Raw genomic sequence first — 18,721 nt, forward strand, 5'->3', positions numbered from 1 at the left:
CCGCCACCATTCGGGAAAGCTTGTATCAGGGACGTCCTTCATTTCCTTCTTCGTTCCCCTTTACACGTTGCGCATATTGCGTGCCGTGAGTGTGGCGTGAGGGTAATGCGCAAAAGCCGCTTTGCTGCGTTTTATCGCACAAATCTTTACTTAACAGACGAACTTCGGCATTATCTTGCCGGTTCAAAAAAATATGGTAGTGATACCCCCGAGGATTAGATGGCCAAAGAAGACAATATTGAAATGCAGGGCACCGTTCTGGAAACGTTGCCTAATACTATGTTCCGCGTAGAACTGGAAAACGGTCACGTGGTCACTGCGCATATCTCCGGTAAAATGCGTAAAAACTACATCCGCATTCTGACGGGCGACAAAGTGACAGTTGAGCTGACCCCGTACGACCTGAGCAAAGGCCGCATTGTCTTCCGTAGCCGTTAATTATTGAAGCACGCACGTGCAAGAATTTGAGAGCCGGACGCGCAGTCCGGCTTTTTTCGTTTCCGAATACGATGCGCCCCGCTTTCCGGGGATGTTGCCAATATCAACACCAGTATGCTACGCATAAAAAAACCGGACATCAGTCCGGTTTTTTATTTCAGGCGGTGAGATTAATGTGCGGCTTCCGGTTTGTGCTTTTGCGCACTCTGGAAGTCATATTTCAGCTCATCTTTCTCTTTATCCAGCGTTACCGTTACCTGGCCGCCATCAACCAGCGAACCAAACAGCAGTTCATTGGCGAGCGGTTTTTTCAGGTTATCCTGGATGACGCGTCCCATTGGACGTGCCCCCATCGCACGATCATAGCCTTTTTCTGCCAGCCAGTTGCGGGCATCCTGACTGACTTCCAGAGACACGCCTTTCTGATCCAACTGCACCTGGAGCTCGACGATAAATTTGTCGACCACCTGATGGATCACCTCAGTCGACAAGTGATCGAACCAGATGATGTTGTCCAGACGGTTGCGGAACTCCGGCGTAAAGATCTTTTTGATCTCTTCCATCGCATCGGTACTGTTATCCTGGTGGATAAGACCAATCGATTTACGTTCGGTTTCACGCACCCCGGCGTTGGTGGTCATCACCAGCACCACATTGCGGAAATCCGCTTTGCGCCCGTTGTTATCGGTCAGCGTACCGTTATCCATGACCTGCAACAGCAGGTTAAAGACGTCAGGATGCGCTTTCTCGATCTCATCAAGCAGCAGGACCGCATGAGGATGTTTAATGACCGCATCCGTCAGTAAGCCGCCCTGATCAAAGCCGACATATCCTGGAGGCGCACCAATCAAACGGCTGACGGTATGACGCTCCATATATTCGGACATATCAAAACGCAGCAGTTCGATACCCAGCGCTTTGGAAAGCTGGACCGTCACCTCGGTTTTCCCGACCCCGGTAGGACCGGCAAACAGGAAGGAACCGACCGGCTTATGATCGTGGCCCAGACCCGCACGGCTCATCTTGATGGCTTCGGTTAATGCCTCAATGGCTTTATCCTGTCCAAAGACCAGCATTTTCAGACGATCGCCGAGATTTTTCAGCGTATCGCGATCGCTTTGCGACACACTCTTCTCAGGAATACGCGCGATGCGGGCCACCACCGATTCGATATCCGCCACATTGATGGTTTTTTTACGCTTGCTGACGGGCATCAGTCGTGCACGCGCGCCTGCTTCGTCAATCACATCAATCGCTTTATCCGGCAGATGACGATCGTTGATGTATTTCACCGCCAGTTCCACCGCCGCACGCACCGCTTTCGCGGTATAGCGCACGTCGTGGTGTGCTTCGTATTTCGGTTTCAGGCCATTGATAATCTGTACAGTCTCTTCGACAGAAGGTTCAGTAATATCAATTTTCTGGAAACGACGCGCCAGCGCACGGTCTTTCTCAAAAATGTTGCTGAATTCCTGATAGGTCGTCGACCCCATCACGCGAATCTTACCGCTGGAGAGCAACGGTTTGATCAGGTTAGCGGCATCCACCTGTCCACCCGACGCGGCACCCGCACCGATAATGGTGTGGATTTCGTCGATAAACAGAATGCTGTTGCTGTCCTGCTCAAGCTGTTTCAACAGCGCTTTGAAACGCTTCTCAAAGTCACCGCGGTATTTGGTGCCCGCCAGCAGAGAACCGATATCCAGCGAATAGACGGTGCAATCGGCCATAATTTCAGGCACGTCACCCTGCACAATACGCCATGCCAGACCTTCGGCAATCGCCGTTTTACCGACACCGGATTCCCCCACCAACAGCGGGTTATTTTTACGGCGACGGCAGAGAACCTGAACAGTGCGCTCAAGCTCTTTGTCACGCCCAATCAACGGGTCAATACCGCCGACACGAGCAAGCTGATTGAGATTGGTGGTGAAGTTTTCCATACGTTCCTCCCCGCCTGCTTGCTCTTCATTATTCGCCTGACTGCTTGAATCAGAAGAGGATTGTCCCGGCTCGTCTTTGCGCGTGCCGTGAGAGATGAAGTTAACCACGTCAAGGCGGCTCACTTCATGTTTGCGTAGCAGATAAGCCGCTTGCGACTCCTGCTCGCTGAAAATGGCAACCAGCACGTTCGCCCCGGAAACTTCGCTACGACCGGAGGACTGAACGTGAAACACCGCGCGCTGTAAGACACGCTGGAAGCTGAGCGTCGGTTGAGTATCGCGCTCCTCTTCACTCATCGGCAGGACGGGTGTGGTTTGTTCGATGAAGGCTTCGAGTTCCTGTCGCAACGCCACCAGGTCCACAGAACACGCTTCCAGCGCTTCGCGGGCCGAGGGGTTACTGAGCAATGCCAGTAACAGGTGTTCGACGGTCATAAACTCATGTCGGTGCTCACGCGCTCTGGCGAAAGCCATGTTTAAACTGAGTTCCAGTTCTTGATTGAGCATTGGCACCTCCCCCAAGTTTTATGCCTGCATTCAGGCTCTTTCCAGCGTACACAACAACGGATGTTCGTTTTCCCTGGCATATTTATTTACCATCGACACCTTCGTTTCCGCGACTTCTGCGGTGAAAACACCACAAATTGCCTTTCCACGATAGTGCACAGTCAGCATCAATTGCGTTGCACGTTCTACATCATAAGAAAAGAACTTTTGTAGCACGTCAATAACAAATTCCATTGGCGTGTAATCATCGTTCATTAACATAACTTTATACATGGATGGCGGCTTTAGCGCGTCACGCAGTTTTTCATCCGCCAGGTGGTCAAAATCCAGCCAGTTATTGGTCTTGCCCATCGTCAGTTTTCATCTTAGGTTACAGGTCCCGACCCAAATCAATCGGCCGATTACATGAGTCTAGATGTATTTTTAATCTACATCAGGTGTTAGATAACTATCATCTATCGTTGTCATCCGCGACGGCTGTCACAAACCCCTCCAATAGCGTTAACTGCTTCAAATTTTTGATTGATGCACCCCGCATAACCCCTGCCAAACGCTTGACGCGATGCCTGATTTCTCTAAATTGTACAGGCGAGAGTTGGCGAGGTTTTGAACAAACCCACACTCTGCCACCGGTTCATTCCATCTTACTTAAATAAGATTTACGAAGGATGTCGAAGCATGGAAACGGGTACTGTTAAGTGGTTCAATAATGCCAAAGGGTTTGGTTTCATTTGCCCCGAAGGCGGCGGCGAAGATATCTTCGCACATTACTCCACCATTCAGATGGATGGTTACAGAACGCTAAAAGCCGGGCAAACCGTCCGGTTTGATGTACATCAGGGCCCTAAAGGCAATCATGCCAGTCTCATCGTGCCCGTAGAAGCAGAAGCCGTCGCCTGACGGCGCTTTCTTCATTGTGTACATGCCGCAGTTAAAATGCCAGTCCAGTCGACTGGCATTTTTATTTACTCGCGAGCCAGCGCATCCACCGGGTCCAGTCGCGCCGCGCTGCGGGCTGGCAACCAGCCAAACAGCACGCCAGTAAAGGTTGAGCAGATAAAGGCCGTCAATAGCGCAACTGGCGAAAAGCCTATCTCCCAACCCGGCAGGAACAATTGTAGCGTGAAAGCGATAGCCATCGAGAGCGCCACACCCAGCGCGCCCCCCACCAGGCATACCAGCACGGCTTCAATCAAAAACTGCGCCAGTACATCGCTCGCCCTGGCCCCCACCGCCATGCGGATACCAATCTCTCGGGTTCGTTCCGTTACTGATACCAGCATAATATTCATTACACCAATACCGCCAACCAGAAGTGAGATTACCGCAACCAACGTTAAAAACAGCTGAAGAGTACGTGTGGTCTTTTCTGCCGTTTTCAATACACCGTCCATATTCCAGGTGAAGAAATCCTTTTTGCCGTGGCGTAATGACAGCAACCGCGTAAGCTGCTGCTCCGCCTGCTCACTGCTGTAGCCTTCATTGACACGCACGGTAATAGAGTTCAACCAGGATTGACCCAGAACGCGCGCCGAGAGCGTGGGATATGGTAGCCAGACGCGCAAAATCTTACTGCTGCCAAACATTGACTGCTTCTCTTCGGCCACACCAATCACCGTGGCGGGCATATTTCCCACCAGAATCACTTCACCTGTAACCTGCGCTTTGTTCGGGAAGAGCTGGCGACGCGTATTGCTGTCGAGAACCACCACCTGTGCCCGTCCTTTTTCCTGCTCGCTGTTGAACGTATTCCCTTCGCTAAAGGTCATGCCATAGACGTTGAAATACTGACCGCTAACGCCATTCGCGCTGGCCGCCACATCAATATTTCCACTGCGCAGGCGCACGTTTTGCGAGACAGATGGTGTGGCCGAGCGCACCCATGGCTGCTTTTGGATGGCAACCATATCGTCGTATTTCAGCGCCTGTTGATACTGCGGGTCGTCATCGCCGAAATCTTTACCGGGGTAGACATCAATGGTGTTGGTGCCAATGGCCCGAATATCAGCCAGTACCAGTTGTTTAGCGGCATCCCCCACCACCACAATCGACACCACCGAGGCAATGCCAATAATGATGCCGAGCATGGTGAGCAAGGTACGCATCTTATTTGCCGCCATCGCCCGCCACGCCATCATCAGCGCTTCCTGGAAACGCCCGGAGAATTGTCGCCAGTTGCCGGGTTCCGTCCCTGCACTCATAGTCTTCGGCGCGTTGTCGTGCTTCGTAGAGGGAGGATTATTAATTATCTCGCCATCGCGGATTTCGATAACTCTTTCAGCCTGTGCGGCAATGTCCGCATCGTGGGTGACGATAATGACCGTGTGGCCGCGATCGCGAAGCTGATGCAGGATAGCCATCACCTCTTCACCCGAATGGCTATCCAGTGCGCCGGTAGGTTCGTCAGCAAGGATAACCTGCCCGCCGTTCATCAGGGCGCGCGCGATACTAACGCGCTGCTGTTGCCCACCTGAGAGCTGCGACGGCGGATATTCCATCCGTTCATCTAATCCCAGTCGCGCCAGCAACTCCTTTGCCCGCGCCAGACGTGCCTTACGGTCAACACCCGCATAAACGGCGGGAACTTCGACGTTCTGCGCGGCCGTAAGATGCGACAACAGGTGATAGCGTTGAAAGATGAAACCGAAGTGTTCCCGGCGTAGCCTGGCCAGCGCATCGCCATCGAGCGTTGCAATATCAATCCCTGCAACCCGATAGCTGCCACTGGTCGGCTTATCCAGGCAACCCAGGATATTCATTAATGTCGATTTGCCGGACCCGGAAGCCCCGACAATCGCCACCATCTCACCGGCATGGATATCAAGGGTGATGCCTTTAAGAACGTCCACCTGCCCGTCACCGGAAGGATAACTACGGCGAATACCTTTAAGTTCGAGCAGCGCCGTCATTTATTAGCCCCTGGTTTGATTTCCGAAATGACCACCTCCTCTCCGGCATCCAGCCCTTTTGTCACCTCAGCATCAGTATCATTGCGGGCACCCAGCGTCACTTCACGATCGCGCACTTCACCGTTACGTAGCACTTTCACTTTGTAGCGGTTATCACCCACCGGATCGCCTAACGCGGCAAGCGGCACAGTAAGGACATTTTTCACACCCGTTAGCTGAATATGTACCTGCGCCGTCATTTCCAGACGAAGAATGCCTTGCGGGTTAGGCACCTCAAAACGCGCATAGTAAAAAATGGCGTCATTCACTTTCTGCGGCGTGGGGAGAATATCCTTAAGTTTGCCTTCATAACGGGTGTCCGGGTCACCCAGCACGGTAAACCAGGCCTTTTGTCCCGGCTTGAGGTGGATGACATCAGCCTCGGATACCTGCGCTTTCACCAACATGGTACTCATATCGGCCAGGGTCAGAATATTCGGAGCCTGCTGAGCGGCAATGACCGTCTGGCCCTGTAACGTGGTGATTTCCGTCACCTCGCCCGCCATAGGCGCAACAATGCGGGTGTAATCAAAATTGGCTTTCGCCGTGTCGAGCGTCGCCTGATTACGCTGAATCTGGGCATCTATTGTGCCAATTTGCGCCTCTTTAACCGCCAGGTCGGTAATCGCCGTGTCCAGGTCCTGACGCGAGATAAGATGCGTTTTAGCCAGTTGTTGCTGGCGTGTGAGCGTGACCGCTGCCAGTTTGCGCTCAGCCTGAGCCTGACGACGTTGCGCACGCAACTCCATCAGGGTCGCTTCCACTTCCTTGATCTGGTTTGTTGCCTGTTCCGGATCGATAACGCCGAGCAGTTGATCTTTTTTAACTTTATCACCGATGTTCACCGACAGCGTTTTGAGCTGCCCGCTGACCTGAGCGCCAACATCAACTTTGCGCAAAGCATCCAGCTTACCGGTCGCCAGCACGCTCTGCTGCAATTCGCCTGGGCGAACGATCAAGGTTTGATAGTGAGGCACTGGCGCATTCAACTGCTTAAAGAGCCATATCGCCGCCAGTACGATCAGTACTATCAGCACCAGCCAGATTTTTCGACTTCTTCCCTTCAAATTCATAACTTTTCCAGATATCCAAACTGACTCTATTGATGCCAGTATTCATTAAACAATTGCTCAACGAAACCTAATCTTCTCTCTTTTCACATAATCCATTTATCCCGCGTTGAGGCACCTTTTGTTGAAATATCGGCACTACGATTACAATTTCGAGTTTGTGTCATGTCCACTATCGCTGGAATCACTTCCCCCGTACTCTGTGCAAAAACAGGCTGGCAACTTTTTTGTCATCTTGCCAGCGGCAAATTAATGCCAGGCCTTGCATGGAAAAATCCCTCTTATCGGCGAAAATTTCTGCTGCGTTCGTTGTTCAAACCTCTCGGTACCGCGAAACTGCTATCCAGCCTGGCACAGCACCCGGATTTATTGCTTATTCTTAATGCCCAACCGGGTTTGCCTTGCCGATTACATCGCCCGTGGCTGTCATTAACCTTCGACGAGAAAAAAACACTCGCCGCGCTCGATTATCATTACAAAACCCTTTGTGCGCAGTTACCCACCGAGGTACGCTCAAGCTTTTTTACGCCGCAGGGCGTTACCTTTGCCGAATTAACCGGCAAGAATGGGGAGCAGTACACTATCCGTTTTTATACGGACCCGATGCAGGACAAAGAAGGTGAAGCGACACTGGTTTTCTGCGATGAACAGCATACCCAACTGGCGGGAATGACCTTCGCGCTGTGCCTGCATCAGGGGAAACGCACGCTGTTTATCGGTGGCTTACAGGGCGCAAAAGCGAATATTCCTCATGAGCTTATCCAGGCCGCAACCAAGAGTTGCCACGGCTTATTTCCTAAGCGCCTGCTGCTGGAGGCCTGTACAGAGCTGGCATCATATCTGGATATTGAACAGATTATCGCTGTCAGTAATGACACGCATATTTACCAAAGCTGGCGCTACCGCAAGAAAAAACAGGACAAGTTGCACGCCGACTACGACAGCTTCTGGGAATCCCTCAGCGGCGAACGCACCGCCGAGGGAACCTTCCGCCTGCCAATGTTGATTGCGCGAAAAACCATGGAAGAGATTGCCAGTAAAAAACGCGCGGAGTACCGCCGCCGCTATGATTTACTGGATTCACTGCAAAACCAGATGCGTCAGATTTTACACCGCTAATCCGCTCTCCCGCGCGCCAGCCAGAGTACGCGGGAGAACATCTTACGTAGAAGTAATGGCACCGACTCCACGCCCCGCCGCCCCGCTTCCATCGCGACTTCAATAGCTAAGTCGGGTTTCGACGAACGATGAATCGCTTTGATAATGATACGCCGCATATTCATCGGCACATTTTCAGGCAACTGCGCCACACGGCGATACACCTCGTCAAACCCCTCGCGAAACATAAAATGCTCCATGTCCAGCGCCGGCAGTTCGGTTAAGTGCTCACGCACCTGGTCACGTTCCTCGTTCAGCAGACCGCGTACCGTTGCCGCATATTTTTTGCCCGCTTCATCCCCGTCGACCAGCACATGCCATTCAATGCCCATGCGTCTGGCGAATTTGATCAAGGGCTTTAACCCGGACTGGGCAAATTCAATAACCTTAATCCCTTCCGCGTCGAAATGGTGCCCGCACTGCCGTGCCAGCTCGTTAATCACCCAGGTCTCCGTTTCCCCTTCTACCAGAAGCCAACAGCGGGCAAACAGCGCCGATGCGCGGTTAAAACGAATATGGAAGGCAATACGCCGCCCCTCCTCTGCGTTCATGCCGCCCGGCCCCAGCCGCCATGCAGCAACCCGTGAGGACTCCCTCACAAGGCGGCATACATGCTCAACCGGGGTGAGCGAAAGCAGTTCTCCTGAGTTAGTGGTCGTGATTTGCTGTAACGGCAGCAAGTTGAGTAATTGCCAGGCGACGGAAAGCATAATGGGGTGCAGTCGTGTTTCCGGATCTTCAACCAACAGAAGCGGTCGGGCGTCGCGATCCAGGCGCACTGTCCCTTTGGCCTGTAACAACGTCGCAAAAAAGCCTAACAGAATGACCCGGTACATACGGCCGCCGGGTTTATCGATCATACGGTTAATGATATCGAGGTAACGCCAGCTACGCTGCTCATCGTGAGAGCGACGGCGCATCAGGCGCTGATGGGATGGACCGCTGCCCTGTTCAGCAAAATAGTGCTCCAGCAGTTGCACCATGGCTGACAGCCCGTGGCGAATTTGCCCGTCGGTCAGGTTTTGCGGATGGGTCACCAGTTCCCGTGAGAGAAAATCAAGCTGACGCGCGGTTGCTTCCACTTCCAGCGTCTGCGGCAGCGAACCATTACGGATACGTCGCATAAAACGCGCATCACGCAGACGCAGCACCGGCATCAGGCGGATAAGATGGCGCGCCAGGTCATCAATATCGTCGAGTATCAACGGGTGCCCCTGGGCATCAAGAAAGCTTCGTAGCGTCATTACGCTCTCATCTTGCGCCAGTTCCCCTTCCAGACGGTAAAACAGACGTTGATAGCCGTCATCGCTGGGCACCCAGCAGGGCTGAAGCGGTCGATAACGGCGTGTACGGTATCGCCCCGGTTCGGATTCACGAAATGTCAGGATAATGTGCAGATGGTGTTCCCGCCCCTGAATGTCTCCCGGCGGAAACCAAAAATCTTCACGTACAAAATGATATAAATCTGTCTCCGGCGAGAGTAACAGCGTCAGCGCATCCAGCAGGCTTGATTTACCCCAGGCATTTTCCCCGATCAGGACGTTGGTTTGTTCCAGCATCAGCGATAGCCGATTGATACCGCGAAACCCGACAATCTCTACGCGCTCCAGAATCATAGCCCCTCCGGGAAATATGTCTTTTTTCCATTAAGTTAGCTCAAGTATAGCGGCATGAAACGGGGCAAAAAACCGTATTTATCATAGATTAAGCATCTTTGAATGTGAGCCAGCGTATCGACGCGCTTATGGTTTAATTTTTTAGCGCATGGCTTATTTCATTCGAAATAATTTCCTGCTGCGTTTCTTCGTTCATTGAAAGGCTATTATCATCATTTTGCCTTAAATCAAATTTAAGCCATTTATTTGGCTGGTCCTCACGCGTCATTATTTCTAAAATAGTGACACAGCAGCCAGAAAAATGTTTTTGGCTGTCTTCACAGGATGTAGATTTTTATTGAGGATATTATGTTTAGAAAATTAGCGGCGGAATGTTTTGGTACATTCTGGCTGGTATTTGGTGGTTGCGGGAGCGCGGTATTCGCTGCGGCATTCCCTGAACTGGGAATTGGTTTTGTTGGCGTAGCGCTGGCATTTGGTTTAACCGTATTAACGATGGCTTACGCTGTCGGGCATATTTCTGGTGGACATTTTAATCCCGCTGTAACCCTGGGATTATGGGCGGGTGGTCGTTTCCCGGCAAAAGAGATTATCGGCTATATTATTGCGCAACTGGCAGGCGGGATAATTGCTGCCGGTGTGCTATACCTGATTGCCAGCGGTAAAGCGGGCTTTGATGCTGCCGCCAGCGGCTTTGCGTCAAATGGCTACGGTGACCATTCTCCTGGTCAATATTCCATGACCTCAGCCATCATAATTGAAGTTGTTCTGACTTGTGGCTTCCTGTTAGTTATTCTCGGCGCGACGGATAAATATGCACCTGCTGGTTTTGCCCCCATTGCCATTGGTCTTGCTTTAACGCTGATACATTTGATCAGTATCCCTGTTACAAATACCTCCGTAAACCCGGCACGTAGCACTGCAGTGGCACTCTTTCAGGGTGGCTGGGCGCTAAATCAATTATGGCTATTTTGGGTCATGCCAATTATTGGCGGCATCCTTGGGGGTATGTTGTATCGCACTCTGCTGGAAAAACGTGATTAATTCGAATTAAGCCCATAGGCTATTGGTTTATTTTATCTCTTCGTTTTACGTTGTCAGTTACTCCGAACATTCCTTCTGCCTCTAAGCGGCAACCGGCGTTTTTCATTTAAGGGAGACGCCGGTATTTTCGCCTCTACCAGTATTGCTAATAATTCTCTTTATTATTAAATGCTCTCTCATTTACCCCCTAAGCGGTAGACTGACGGCCTTAAAATTGCGCTAAATCAATCTCTCTGCACATTGCATAAAAAACATCTTTTAAGCCTTTCGGGAGCAGCATAATCTTAAACATGCATTTCAAATATAACTTTAATTTATAAGGTGTGACTATGTTTTGTGTGCAATGTGAACAGACCATCCGTACCCCGGCTGGTGATGGCTGCGCTTATGCGCAGGGTATGTGCGGCAAAACGGCCGAAACATCGGACCTGCAGGATCTGCTGATCGCCGCGCTGCAAGGGCTGTCAGCCTGGGCCAGCAAAGCGCGTGAATACGGCATTATCGTTCATGACATCGACAACTTTGCCCCGCGCGCCTTCTTCTCTACGCTGACCAACGTCAACTTCGATTCCGTGCGTATCGTTGGTTATGCGCGTGAAGCGATTGCCTACCGTGAAGCCTTAAAAGCACAGTGCCTGAGCAAAGATCCGGCAGCCACGGTTGATAACCCGATGGCAGAACTGCAACTGGTCAGCGACGACCTGGGCGATTTGCAGCGTCAGGCGGCAGCCTTCACACCGAATATTGATAAAGCGGTTATCGGTGAAAATATTCTCGGCCTGCGCCTGCTGTGCCTGTACGGCCTGAAAGGGGCCGCAGCCTATATGGAGCACGCCCACGTACTCGGCCAGTACGACAATGAGATTTACGCCCAGTACCATAAAATTATGGCGTGGCTGGGTACCTGGCCTGCTGATATGAACGCCCTGCTCAACTGCTCGATGGAAATCGGTCAGATGAACTTTAAAGTGATGAGCATCCTGGATGCGGGCGAAACCACCGCCTACGGTCACCCGACGCCGACTCAGGTCAACGTAAAAGCGGTTGCCGGTAAATGTATCCTGATTTCCGGTCACGATCTGAAAGACCTGCATAACCTGCTGCAGCAGACCGAAGGCACGGGTGTTAACGTCTATACCCATGGTGAAATGCTGCCAGCCCACGGCTACCCGGAACTGCGTAAATATAAACATCTGGTAGGTAACTACGGCAGCGGCTGGCAGAACCAGCAGGTTGAATTTGCCCGCTTCCCGGGCCCCATCGTGATGACCTCTAACTGCATCATCGATCCGACTGTCGGTTCCTATGATGACCGTATCTGGACGCGCAGCATCGTCGGCTGGCCGGGTGTTAATCATCTGGAAGGCGATGACTTCACCCGCGTTATCGATCAGGCACAACAACTGGCAGGCTTCCCGTACAGCGAAATCGAGCACCTGATCACCGTTGGTTTTGGCCGTCAGACGCTGCTCGGTGCAGCCGATACTCTGATTGATCTGGTGAGCCGTGAAAAACTGCGTCATATCTTCCTGCTTGGCGGCTGTGATGGCGCGCGCGGTGAACGTAACTACTTTACCGACTTCGCCACCAGCGTACCGGATGACTGCCTGATCCTGACCCTGGCGTGCGGTAAATACCGCTTTAACAAGCTGGACTTCGGCAATATCGAAGGTCTGCCACGTCTGGTGGATGCCGGTCAGTGTAACGACGCCTACTCGGCCATTATTCTTGCCGTCACGCTGGCAGAGAAACTGGGCTGTGGCGTGAACGATCTGCCGCTGTCACTGGTGCTTTCCTGGTTTGAACAGAAAGCGATTGTGATTCTGCTGACCCTGCTCTCGCTCGGCGTTACCAATATCGTGACCGGCCCAACGGCGCCTGGCTTCCTGACGCCAGATCTGCTGGCAGTACTGAATGAGAAATTCGGTCTGCGTTCAATCACGACCGTAGAACAGGATATGCAGCAGTTACTGGGCGCGTAAGGAGTAGAGAATGACGATGCCAACCCCGCAGTGTCCTTGGCGTATGCAGGTTCACCACATCCAACAAGAAACACCGGATGTCTGGACGCTGTCGCTGTTATGCCACGATTATTACCCGTACCGCGCAGGACAATATGCGCTGGTCAGTATTCGCAACAGCGCTGAGCAGATGCGTGCCTATACGATCTCCTCCACGCCGGGCGTCAGCGAATACATCACGCTGACCATCCGTCGTCTTGATGGCGGTCTGGGCTCAGAGTGGCTGACGCGAGACGTCAAACGCGGCGATTATCTCTGGCTGTCTGATGCGCAAGGGGAGTTCACCTGCGACAACAAAGCCAGTGATAAATTACTCTTGCTGGCGGCGGGCTGTGGGGTAACACCGATCATGTCGATGCGCCGCTGGCTGGCAAAATACCGTCCGCAGGTTGATGTGCAGGTTATTTTTAGCGTGCGTTCACCCCAGGATGTGATTTTTGCCGATGAGTGGAAAAACTACCCGGTTACCCTGGTGGCGGAAAACAACGCCACGGCTGGCTTCCTTGCCGGTCGCCTGACGCAAGAGATCCTGCGCAGCGTCCCGGACCTTGCTGCCCGTACCGTCATGACCTGTGGGCCAGCGCCTTATATGGACCAGGTTGAGAAAGACGTTAAAGCTCTGGGTGTGACGCAGTTTTTTAATGAGAAGTTCTTCACCCCGGTGGCAGAAGCGGCAACCAGCGGTCTGACATTCACCAAACTACAGCCGGCGAAAACGTTCTACGGTCCGGTTGGCACTACGTTGCTGGAAGCATTCGAAAGTAACAAGGTGCCGGTCAATGCGGCCTGTCGTGCGGGTGTCTGCGGGTCTTGCAAAACGAAAGTGGTGTCCGGTAAGTACAGCGTCACCAGCACCATGACATTAACGCCGCAGGAAATTGCTGAGGGTTATGTTCTGGCCTGCTCCTGTCACCCGGAAAGCGATCTGGTACTGGCATAACAGCCAGTACCCTGTTAAGCAAAAGCCCTTCCTTTTCAGGAAGGGCTTTTTTTAAACCTTAACGCCACTCGGCTGGCGCAACGGAGTAACGCCCCGCGCCCAGGAAGGCCAGTGCCAGTGCGGCAACAAAGAAATAGACCAGGCTTTCGATCGCCCATGCGCCCGTTTTATCCAACATTGCCGTGTTGTTAATACCCACCATCAACCAGGCAACGACCATTGTAAATGCCAGCACCAGCGCTGCCGGACGGACCAGAATGCCCAGAATGATCAGGGCCGGGCAAATCACTTCGCCAATCAGCACACCGTAAGCGATAAAGCCAGGCAATCCTTTCGCCACCAGCATACCCGCGATGCCATCAATACCGCCGATGAGCTTGTGCAATCCGTGGAACAACATCAATCCACCGACAGTCAAACGCAGCAATAAACGACCAAAGTCTTCGTGCGCTAACATCTTATTAACAGAACCCAACAGAGATTTAACCATTTGAAATGATTCCTATTTTTATTCGACTGTATGCAGATTATTCCTAATCCAAAAATAAATAAAGCCCTAACTAATAAGGGGCAATTTACGCACAAATAATGACATTTCATCGACTACGCTTGTAGACGGAACAATAAGATGGAGGCGTAACGATGAAACAGACTGTAGCCGCTTATATCGCCAGAACACTTGAGCAGGCAGGGGTGAAACGCATCTGGGGTGTAACCGGAGATTCGTTAAACGGATTAAGCGACAGCCTTAACCGCATGGGCACCATTGACTGGATGTCCACGCGCCATGAAGAAGTTGCTGCATTTGCGGCAGGCGCGGAAGCGCAACTTACCGGTGAGCTGGCCGTTTGTGCTGGCTCCTGCGGGCCAGGCAACCTGCATTTGATTAACGGGCTGTTCGACTGTCATCGCAACCACGTACCTGTGCTGGCGATTGCCGCTCACATTCCTTCAAGCGAAATCGGCAGCGGCTATTTTCAGGAGACCCATCCGCAGGAGTTGTTCCGCGAATGCAGCCACTATTGTGAGCTGGTTTCGACCCCCGAACAGATCCCGCAGGTGCTGGCCATCGCCATGCGCAAAGCCATACTTAACCGTGGTGTTTCCGTTGTCGTCATACCCGGAGATGTGGCGTTGAAACCGGCACCAGAGACCGCCAGCAGCCACTGGTATCCGGCCCCGCAACCGGCGGTAGTCCCCACAGAGGAAGAGTTGAAAAAACTGGCGCAGTTGCTGCGCTACTCCAGCAACATCGCCCTGATGTGCGGCAGTGGCTGCGCGGGTGCGCACAGTGCGTTGATTGAGTTTGCCGGTAAGTTGAAAGCGCCAGTCGTACATGCCATGCGCGGTAAAGAGCATGTGGAGTATGACAACCCGTACGATGTTGGCATGACCGGGTTGATTGGCTTCTCGTCGGGTTTTCACACCATGATGAATGCCGATACGCTAATCCTGCTCGGCACCCAGTTCCCCTATCGGGCGTTCTACCCCACGGATGCCAAAATTATTCAAATTGATATCAATCCAGGCAGCATTGGCGCCCACAGCAAGGTAGACATGGCGCTGGTGGGCGATATCAATGCCACCCTCACCGCCCTGCTCCCGCTGCTGGAAGAAAAAACCGATCGCCGTTTTCTGGACAAAGCGCTGGAACACTATCGCGATGCGCGTAAGGGGCTGGACGATCTGGCAAAACCCAGTGAGAAAGCCATCCACCCGCAATATCTGGCGCAACAGATCAGCCATTTCGCCAGCGATGACGCCATCTTCACCTGCGATGTAGGCACACCGACCGTCTGGGCTGCACGTTATCTGAAAATGAACGGTAAGCGCCGCCTGCTGGGATCGTTCAACCACGGTTCGATGGCCAATGCGATGCCCCAGGCTCTGGGGGCGAAAGCAACCTACCCACAACGGCAGGTTGTGGCGATGTGCGGCGATGGCGGTTTCAGCATGCTGATGGGGGATTTTCTCTCGGTGGTGCAAATGAAGTTGCCTGTCAAAATCATCGTTTTTAACAATAGCGTGCTTGGCTTTGTGGCGATGGAGATGAAGGCTGGCGGCTATCTCACCGATGGCACGGAACTGCACGATACCAATTTTGCCCGCATTGCCGAAGCGTGCGGGATTACCGGCATCCGGGTGGAAAAATCCGCCGATGTAGATGAGGCTCTCCAACGGGCGTTCTCCATTGATGGCCCGGTGCTGGTGGATGTGGTGGTCGCCAAAGAAGAGCTGGCCATCCCACCGCAGATCAAACTGGAACAGGCCAAAGGCTTTAGCCTTTATATGCTGCGCGCCATTATCAACGGACGCGGCGATGAGGTGATGGAACTGGCGAAAACGAACTGGCTCAGGTAAAACATCCTTTTTGCCTCGACACAAAATCCTTCATGATGCACCAGGACGGCACGTCCTCTAACCCCAGACGCGGAGATAACAATGCGACAGGGGTTAGCGGGCGCAGCCTGCACAGAGACAGCCTGAGGGATGACGTGTAAATAAGGAAGTGCCATGATCGATTTACGCAGTGATACCGTCACCCGCCCGGGGCGAGCCATGCTGGAACATATGCTGGCAGCGCCCGTCGGGGACGATGTTTACGGGGATGACCCGACCGTCAATGAACTGCAGCGTTACGCGGCTGCGCTGGGCGGTAAGGAAGCCGCGCTGTTTCTGCCTACGGGTACCCAGGCAAACCTGGTAGCGTTGCTCAGCCACTGCGAGCGCGGCGAAGAGTACATTGTCGGCCAGGCCGCACATAATTATCTGTACGAAGCCGGTGGCGCTGCCGTTCTGGGCAGTATCCAGCCGCAGCCCATCGACGCCGCACCGGACGGCAGCCTGCCGCTCGATAAAGTGGCCATGAAAATCAAGCCGGACGATATCCACTTTGCCCGTACCCGCCTGTTAAGCCTGGAAAACACTCACAACGGTAAAGTCCTGCCACGCGACTACCTGCGTCAGGCGTGGGAATTCACCCGCCAGCGCAACCTTGCGCTGCACGTGGATGGCGCGCGTATTTTCAATGCCGTGGTGGAATATGGTTGTGCGTTGCGCGACATCACCCAATACTGCGACTCGTTTACTATTTGCCTCTCTAAAGGTCTTGGCACGCCCGTCGGGTCACTGCTGGTGGGAAGCAAGGATTACATCAGGCGCGCTACCCGCTGGCGTAAAATGACTGGCGGCGGCATGCGTCAGGCGGGAATACTGGCGGCAGCCGGTCTTTATGCGCTTGAGCACAATGTCCAGCGACTGAAAGACGATCATGATAACGCGGCCTGGCTGGCGGCACAGTTGCGTGAAATTGGCGCCGACGTGATGCGCAATGACACCAATATGCTGTTTGTCCGCGTAGGGGAAGAAAACGCGGCGGCGCTCGGAGCCTTTATGCGTGAGCGCGATGTGCTGATTAACGCTTCGCCGATTGTGCGCCTGGTGACCCATCTGGACGTCAGCCGCGATCAGCTTGCCGATGTTGTTTCTCACTGGCAGGCGTTTTTGCAGCGTTAAGGAGCAGGGTGTGCCGCAACGAATTCTGGTGCTCGGGGCCAGTGGCTACATTGGTCAGCACCTGATCCAGGCGTTAAGTCAGCAGGGGCATGAGATTCTCGCTGTGGCACGCCATCTTACTCGCCTGCAAAAACAGCAGTTGCCGGGGGTAAGTTGCCATGAAACGGATCTTATCTGGCCGGACAATCTCCCGGCGCTGTTTCAGGGGATCGATACCCTCTACTTCCTGGTACATAGCATGGGCGAGAGCGGCGACTTTATCGCCCAGGAACGACAAATTGCCCTCAACGTGCGCGATACGCTGCGGCAATGCCCGGTCCGGCAGGTGATTTTTCTCAGCTCATTGCAGGCCAAAGGCTCCAGTGACTCCAGCCATCTGATTGCCCGCCAGCTCACCGGCGATATCCTGCGCGACGCGAGGGTTCCTGTTACGGAATTGCGCGCCGGGATAATTGTTGGCGCAGGCTCGGCCGCGTTTGAAGTGATGCGCGACATGGTTTACAACCTGCCGGTGCTGACGCCGCCGCTGTGGGTGCGTTCACGAACCACTCCCATTGCGCTGGAGAATCTGCTCCACTACCTGCTGGAGTTACGCCATCATCCGTCGCAAGAGCACCGCGTTTTTGAGGCTGCCGGCCCGGAAACGCTGAGTTACCAGCAACAGTTTGAACACTTTATGGCGGTCAGTGGCGTTACCCGTCCGTTGATCCCTGTCCCCCTGCCCACCCGGCTTATCTCGGTCTGGTTTTTACAGGTCATCACGTCCGTGCCACCGACTATTGCGCGTGCGCTGATTCAGGGGTTAAAGCACGATCTGCTGGCTGACGATGGCCCCCTTCGCCAGCTCATCCCCCAACCGCTGATCACTTTCGACGAAGCGGTTCGTCGTACGCTTCGCGAAGAAGAGAAACTGGTGAATTCCAGCGACTGGGGATATTCCCCGCAGGCATTTGCACGCTGGCGTCCACAATACGGCTATTTCCCCAAACAGGCAGGCTTCACCGTTGAAACCGCCGCCAGCCTGGAAGCGCTGTGGGAGGTGGTTAATCAGATCGGCGGTAAAGAGCGTTACTTTTTTGGCAATGTTCTCTGGCAAACCCGCGCCGCGCTGGATCATCTGATCGGCCATCGTCTGGCGAAAGGCCGTCCGCAGCGTCCGTTTTTGCAGCCAGGCGACCAGGTTGATAGCTGGAAAGTGATCATCGCCGAGCCGCAAGAGCAACTCGCACTGCTGTTCGGGATGAAAGCGCCGGGGCTGGGTCGCCTGAGCTTTACCCTCACCGACAAAGGTCAATACCGCCTGCTGGATGTGCGCGCCTGGTGGCATCCGCACGGTATGCCAGGGCTGCTCTACTGGCTGCTGATGATCCCCGCGCATCTGTTTATTTTTCGGGGCATGGCGCGGCGAATTGCGCGACTGGCAGAACAAAACGCAGAAAAAAAGTAAATTCAGACATTATTCTTTCATGTTTCCCATTGCATACCGCCCTGTTTCACGGAAGAATGCGCACGCAATGATT

Annotated in this window: 15 protein-coding genes and 1 pseudogene; 10 read left to right on the plus strand and 6 right to left on the minus strand. The window is 53.4% G+C overall.

Annotated elements, in window-relative coordinates; genetic code table 11:
* Positions 1-136 precede the first annotated feature (136 nt).
* Positions 137-292: pseudogene (locus tag ABU190_RS09495) on the plus strand (hypothetical protein); the annotation flags it as partial.
* A complete protein-coding gene (infA, locus tag ABU190_RS09500; protein ID WP_001040187.1) occupies positions 220-438 on the plus strand; it encodes a translation initiation factor IF-1 in 219 nt (72 codons plus the stop codon). The pseudogene ABU190_RS09495 and the gene infA, both read left to right, overlap by 73 nt.
* Before the next feature lie 170 nt (positions 439-608).
* On the opposite strand, the gene clpA is transcribed toward infA, so the two are convergent.
* Both clpA and clpS read right to left on the minus strand, forming a co-directional pair.
* Positions 609-2,888 (minus strand): ATP-dependent Clp protease ATP-binding subunit ClpA, encoded by a 2,280-nt coding sequence (gene clpA, locus ABU190_RS09505; protein WP_039078527.1) that lies wholly within the window; start codon positions 2,886-2,888, stop codon positions 609-611.
* 30 nt (positions 2,889-2,918) lie between these two features.
* On the minus strand, positions 2,919-3,239 hold the full coding sequence (gene clpS / locus ABU190_RS09510) for an ATP-dependent Clp protease adapter ClpS (RefSeq protein WP_039078526.1): 321 nt from the start codon (positions 3,237-3,239) through the stop codon (positions 2,919-2,921).
* Positions 3,240-3,566: 327 nt separating this feature from the next.
* On the opposite strand from clpS, the gene cspD reads away from it, so the two are divergent.
* Positions 3,567-3,788 (plus strand): cold shock-like protein CspD, encoded by a 222-nt coding sequence (cspD, locus tag ABU190_RS09515; RefSeq protein ID WP_039078525.1) that lies wholly within the window; start codon positions 3,567-3,569, stop codon positions 3,786-3,788.
* A 65-nt stretch (positions 3,789-3,853) separates the two neighbouring features.
* Here cspD and macB read toward each other — a convergent pair whose 3' ends face one another.
* Both macB and macA read right to left on the minus strand, forming a co-directional pair.
* Positions 3,854-5,797: a macrolide ABC transporter ATP-binding protein/permease MacB gene (macB, locus tag ABU190_RS09520; protein WP_354691143.1), complete on the minus strand. Its 1,944-nt coding sequence runs from the start codon at positions 5,795-5,797 to the stop codon at positions 3,854-3,856.
* On the minus strand, positions 5,794-6,909 hold the full coding sequence (gene macA / locus ABU190_RS09525; protein ID WP_071196079.1) for a macrolide transporter subunit MacA: 1,116 nt from the start codon (positions 6,907-6,909) through the stop codon (positions 5,794-5,796). Before macA ends, macB begins: the two co-directional genes overlap by 4 nt.
* A 249-nt stretch (positions 6,910-7,158) precedes the next feature.
* Here macA and ABU190_RS09530 point away from each other — a divergent pair, with 249 nt between their 5' ends.
* Positions 7,159-8,025 carry a VirK/YbjX family protein gene (locus ABU190_RS09530; RefSeq protein WP_354691144.1) on the plus strand — a complete coding sequence of 289 codons (867 nt, stop codon included), beginning with the start codon at positions 7,159-7,161 and terminating at the stop codon, positions 8,023-8,025.
* On the opposite strand, the gene ABU190_RS09535 is transcribed toward ABU190_RS09530, so the two are convergent.
* The gene (locus ABU190_RS09535) at positions 8,022-9,680 is read right to left on the minus strand and encodes an ATP-dependent endonuclease (protein WP_354691145.1); all 1,659 of its coding nucleotides are present in this window, start codon (positions 9,678-9,680) and stop codon (positions 8,022-8,024) included. The two genes, ABU190_RS09530 and ABU190_RS09535, sit on opposite strands and share 4 nt — an antisense overlap.
* A gap of 348 nt (positions 9,681-10,028) precedes the next feature.
* Here ABU190_RS09535 and aqpZ point away from each other — a divergent pair, with 348 nt between their 5' ends.
* The 3 genes from aqpZ to hcr all read left to right on the plus strand — a co-directional run bounded on the left by aqpZ (position 10,029) and on the right by hcr (position 13,685).
* Entirely contained in the window at positions 10,029-10,724 is a 696-nt protein-coding gene (aqpZ, locus tag ABU190_RS09540; protein WP_354691146.1) for an aquaporin Z, read from the plus strand.
* 329 nt (positions 10,725-11,053) lie between these two features.
* Positions 11,054-12,706, plus strand: a complete 1,653-nt coding sequence (hcp, locus tag ABU190_RS09545) for a hydroxylamine reductase (RefSeq protein ID WP_110295643.1) — start codon at positions 11,054-11,056, stop codon at positions 12,704-12,706.
* A gap of 10 nt (positions 12,707-12,716) precedes the next feature.
* Positions 12,717-13,685, plus strand: coding sequence for an NADH oxidoreductase (hcr, locus tag ABU190_RS09550; protein WP_354691147.1), 969 nt, complete (start codon positions 12,717-12,719; stop codon positions 13,683-13,685).
* Between the two features lie 58 nt (positions 13,686-13,743).
* Here hcr and ABU190_RS09555 read toward each other — a convergent pair whose 3' ends face one another.
* Positions 13,744-14,175 (minus strand): DoxX family protein, encoded by a 432-nt coding sequence (locus ABU190_RS09555; RefSeq protein WP_354691148.1) that lies wholly within the window; start codon positions 14,173-14,175, stop codon positions 13,744-13,746.
* A gap of 152 nt (positions 14,176-14,327) precedes the next feature.
* Here ABU190_RS09555 and poxB point away from each other — a divergent pair, with 152 nt between their 5' ends.
* The 3 genes from poxB to ABU190_RS09570 all read left to right on the plus strand — a co-directional run bounded on the left by poxB (position 14,328) and on the right by ABU190_RS09570 (position 18,648).
* A complete protein-coding gene (gene poxB / locus ABU190_RS09560; protein ID WP_354691149.1) occupies positions 14,328-16,046 on the plus strand; it encodes a ubiquinone-dependent pyruvate dehydrogenase in 1,719 nt (572 codons plus the stop codon).
* Positions 16,047-16,199: 153 nt separating this feature from the next.
* The gene (gene ltaE / locus ABU190_RS09565; protein WP_107222897.1) at positions 16,200-17,201 is read left to right on the plus strand and encodes a low-specificity L-threonine aldolase; all 1,002 of its coding nucleotides are present in this window, start codon (positions 16,200-16,202) and stop codon (positions 17,199-17,201) included.
* Positions 17,202-17,211: 10 nt separating this feature from the next.
* Positions 17,212-18,648: a DUF2867 domain-containing protein gene (locus tag ABU190_RS09570; RefSeq protein WP_165158928.1), complete on the plus strand. Its 1,437-nt coding sequence runs from the start codon at positions 17,212-17,214 to the stop codon at positions 18,646-18,648.
* Positions 18,649-18,721: the final 73 nt, after the last annotated feature.

The organism is Phytobacter sp. RSE-02, from assembly GCF_040578655.1.
Classification (GTDB): Bacteria; Pseudomonadota; Gammaproteobacteria; order Enterobacterales; family Enterobacteriaceae; genus Phytobacter; species Phytobacter diazotrophicus.

Bases quoted from the DNA above. Each gene is read 5' to 3' on its own strand.
- macB (WP_354691143.1), bottom strand. From the start codon at position 5,797: ATGACGGCGCTGCTCGAACTTAAAGGTATTCGCCGTAGTTATCCTTCC.
- ABU190_RS09535 (WP_354691145.1), bottom strand. From the start codon at position 9,680: ATGATTCTGGAGCGCGTAGAGATTGTCGGGTTTCGCGGTATCAATCGG.
- aqpZ (WP_354691146.1), top strand. From the start codon at position 10,029: ATGTTTAGAAAATTAGCGGCGGAATGTTTTGGTACATTCTGGCTGGTA.
- ABU190_RS09530 (WP_354691144.1), top strand. From the start codon at position 7,159: ATGCCAGGCCTTGCATGGAAAAATCCCTCTTATCGGCGAAAATTTCTG.
- ABU190_RS09555 (WP_354691148.1), bottom strand. From the start codon at position 14,175: ATGGTTAAATCTCTGTTGGGTTCTGTTAATAAGATGTTAGCGCACGAA.
- infA (WP_001040187.1), top strand. From the start codon at position 220: ATGGCCAAAGAAGACAATATTGAAATGCAGGGCACCGTTCTGGAAACG.
- macA (WP_071196079.1), bottom strand. From the start codon at position 6,909: ATGAATTTGAAGGGAAGAAGTCGAAAAATCTGGCTGGTGCTGATAGTA.
- cspD (WP_039078525.1), top strand. From the start codon at position 3,567: ATGGAAACGGGTACTGTTAAGTGGTTCAATAATGCCAAAGGGTTTGGT.
- poxB (WP_354691149.1), top strand. From the start codon at position 14,328: ATGAAACAGACTGTAGCCGCTTATATCGCCAGAACACTTGAGCAGGCA.
- hcp (WP_110295643.1), top strand. From the start codon at position 11,054: ATGTTTTGTGTGCAATGTGAACAGACCATCCGTACCCCGGCTGGTGAT.
- ltaE (WP_107222897.1), top strand. From the start codon at position 16,200: ATGATCGATTTACGCAGTGATACCGTCACCCGCCCGGGGCGAGCCATG.
- hcr (WP_354691147.1), top strand. From the start codon at position 12,717: ATGACGATGCCAACCCCGCAGTGTCCTTGGCGTATGCAGGTTCACCAC.
- clpA (WP_039078527.1), bottom strand. From the start codon at position 2,888: ATGCTCAATCAAGAACTGGAACTCAGTTTAAACATGGCTTTCGCCAGA.
- clpS (WP_039078526.1), bottom strand. From the start codon at position 3,239: ATGGGCAAGACCAATAACTGGCTGGATTTTGACCACCTGGCGGATGAA.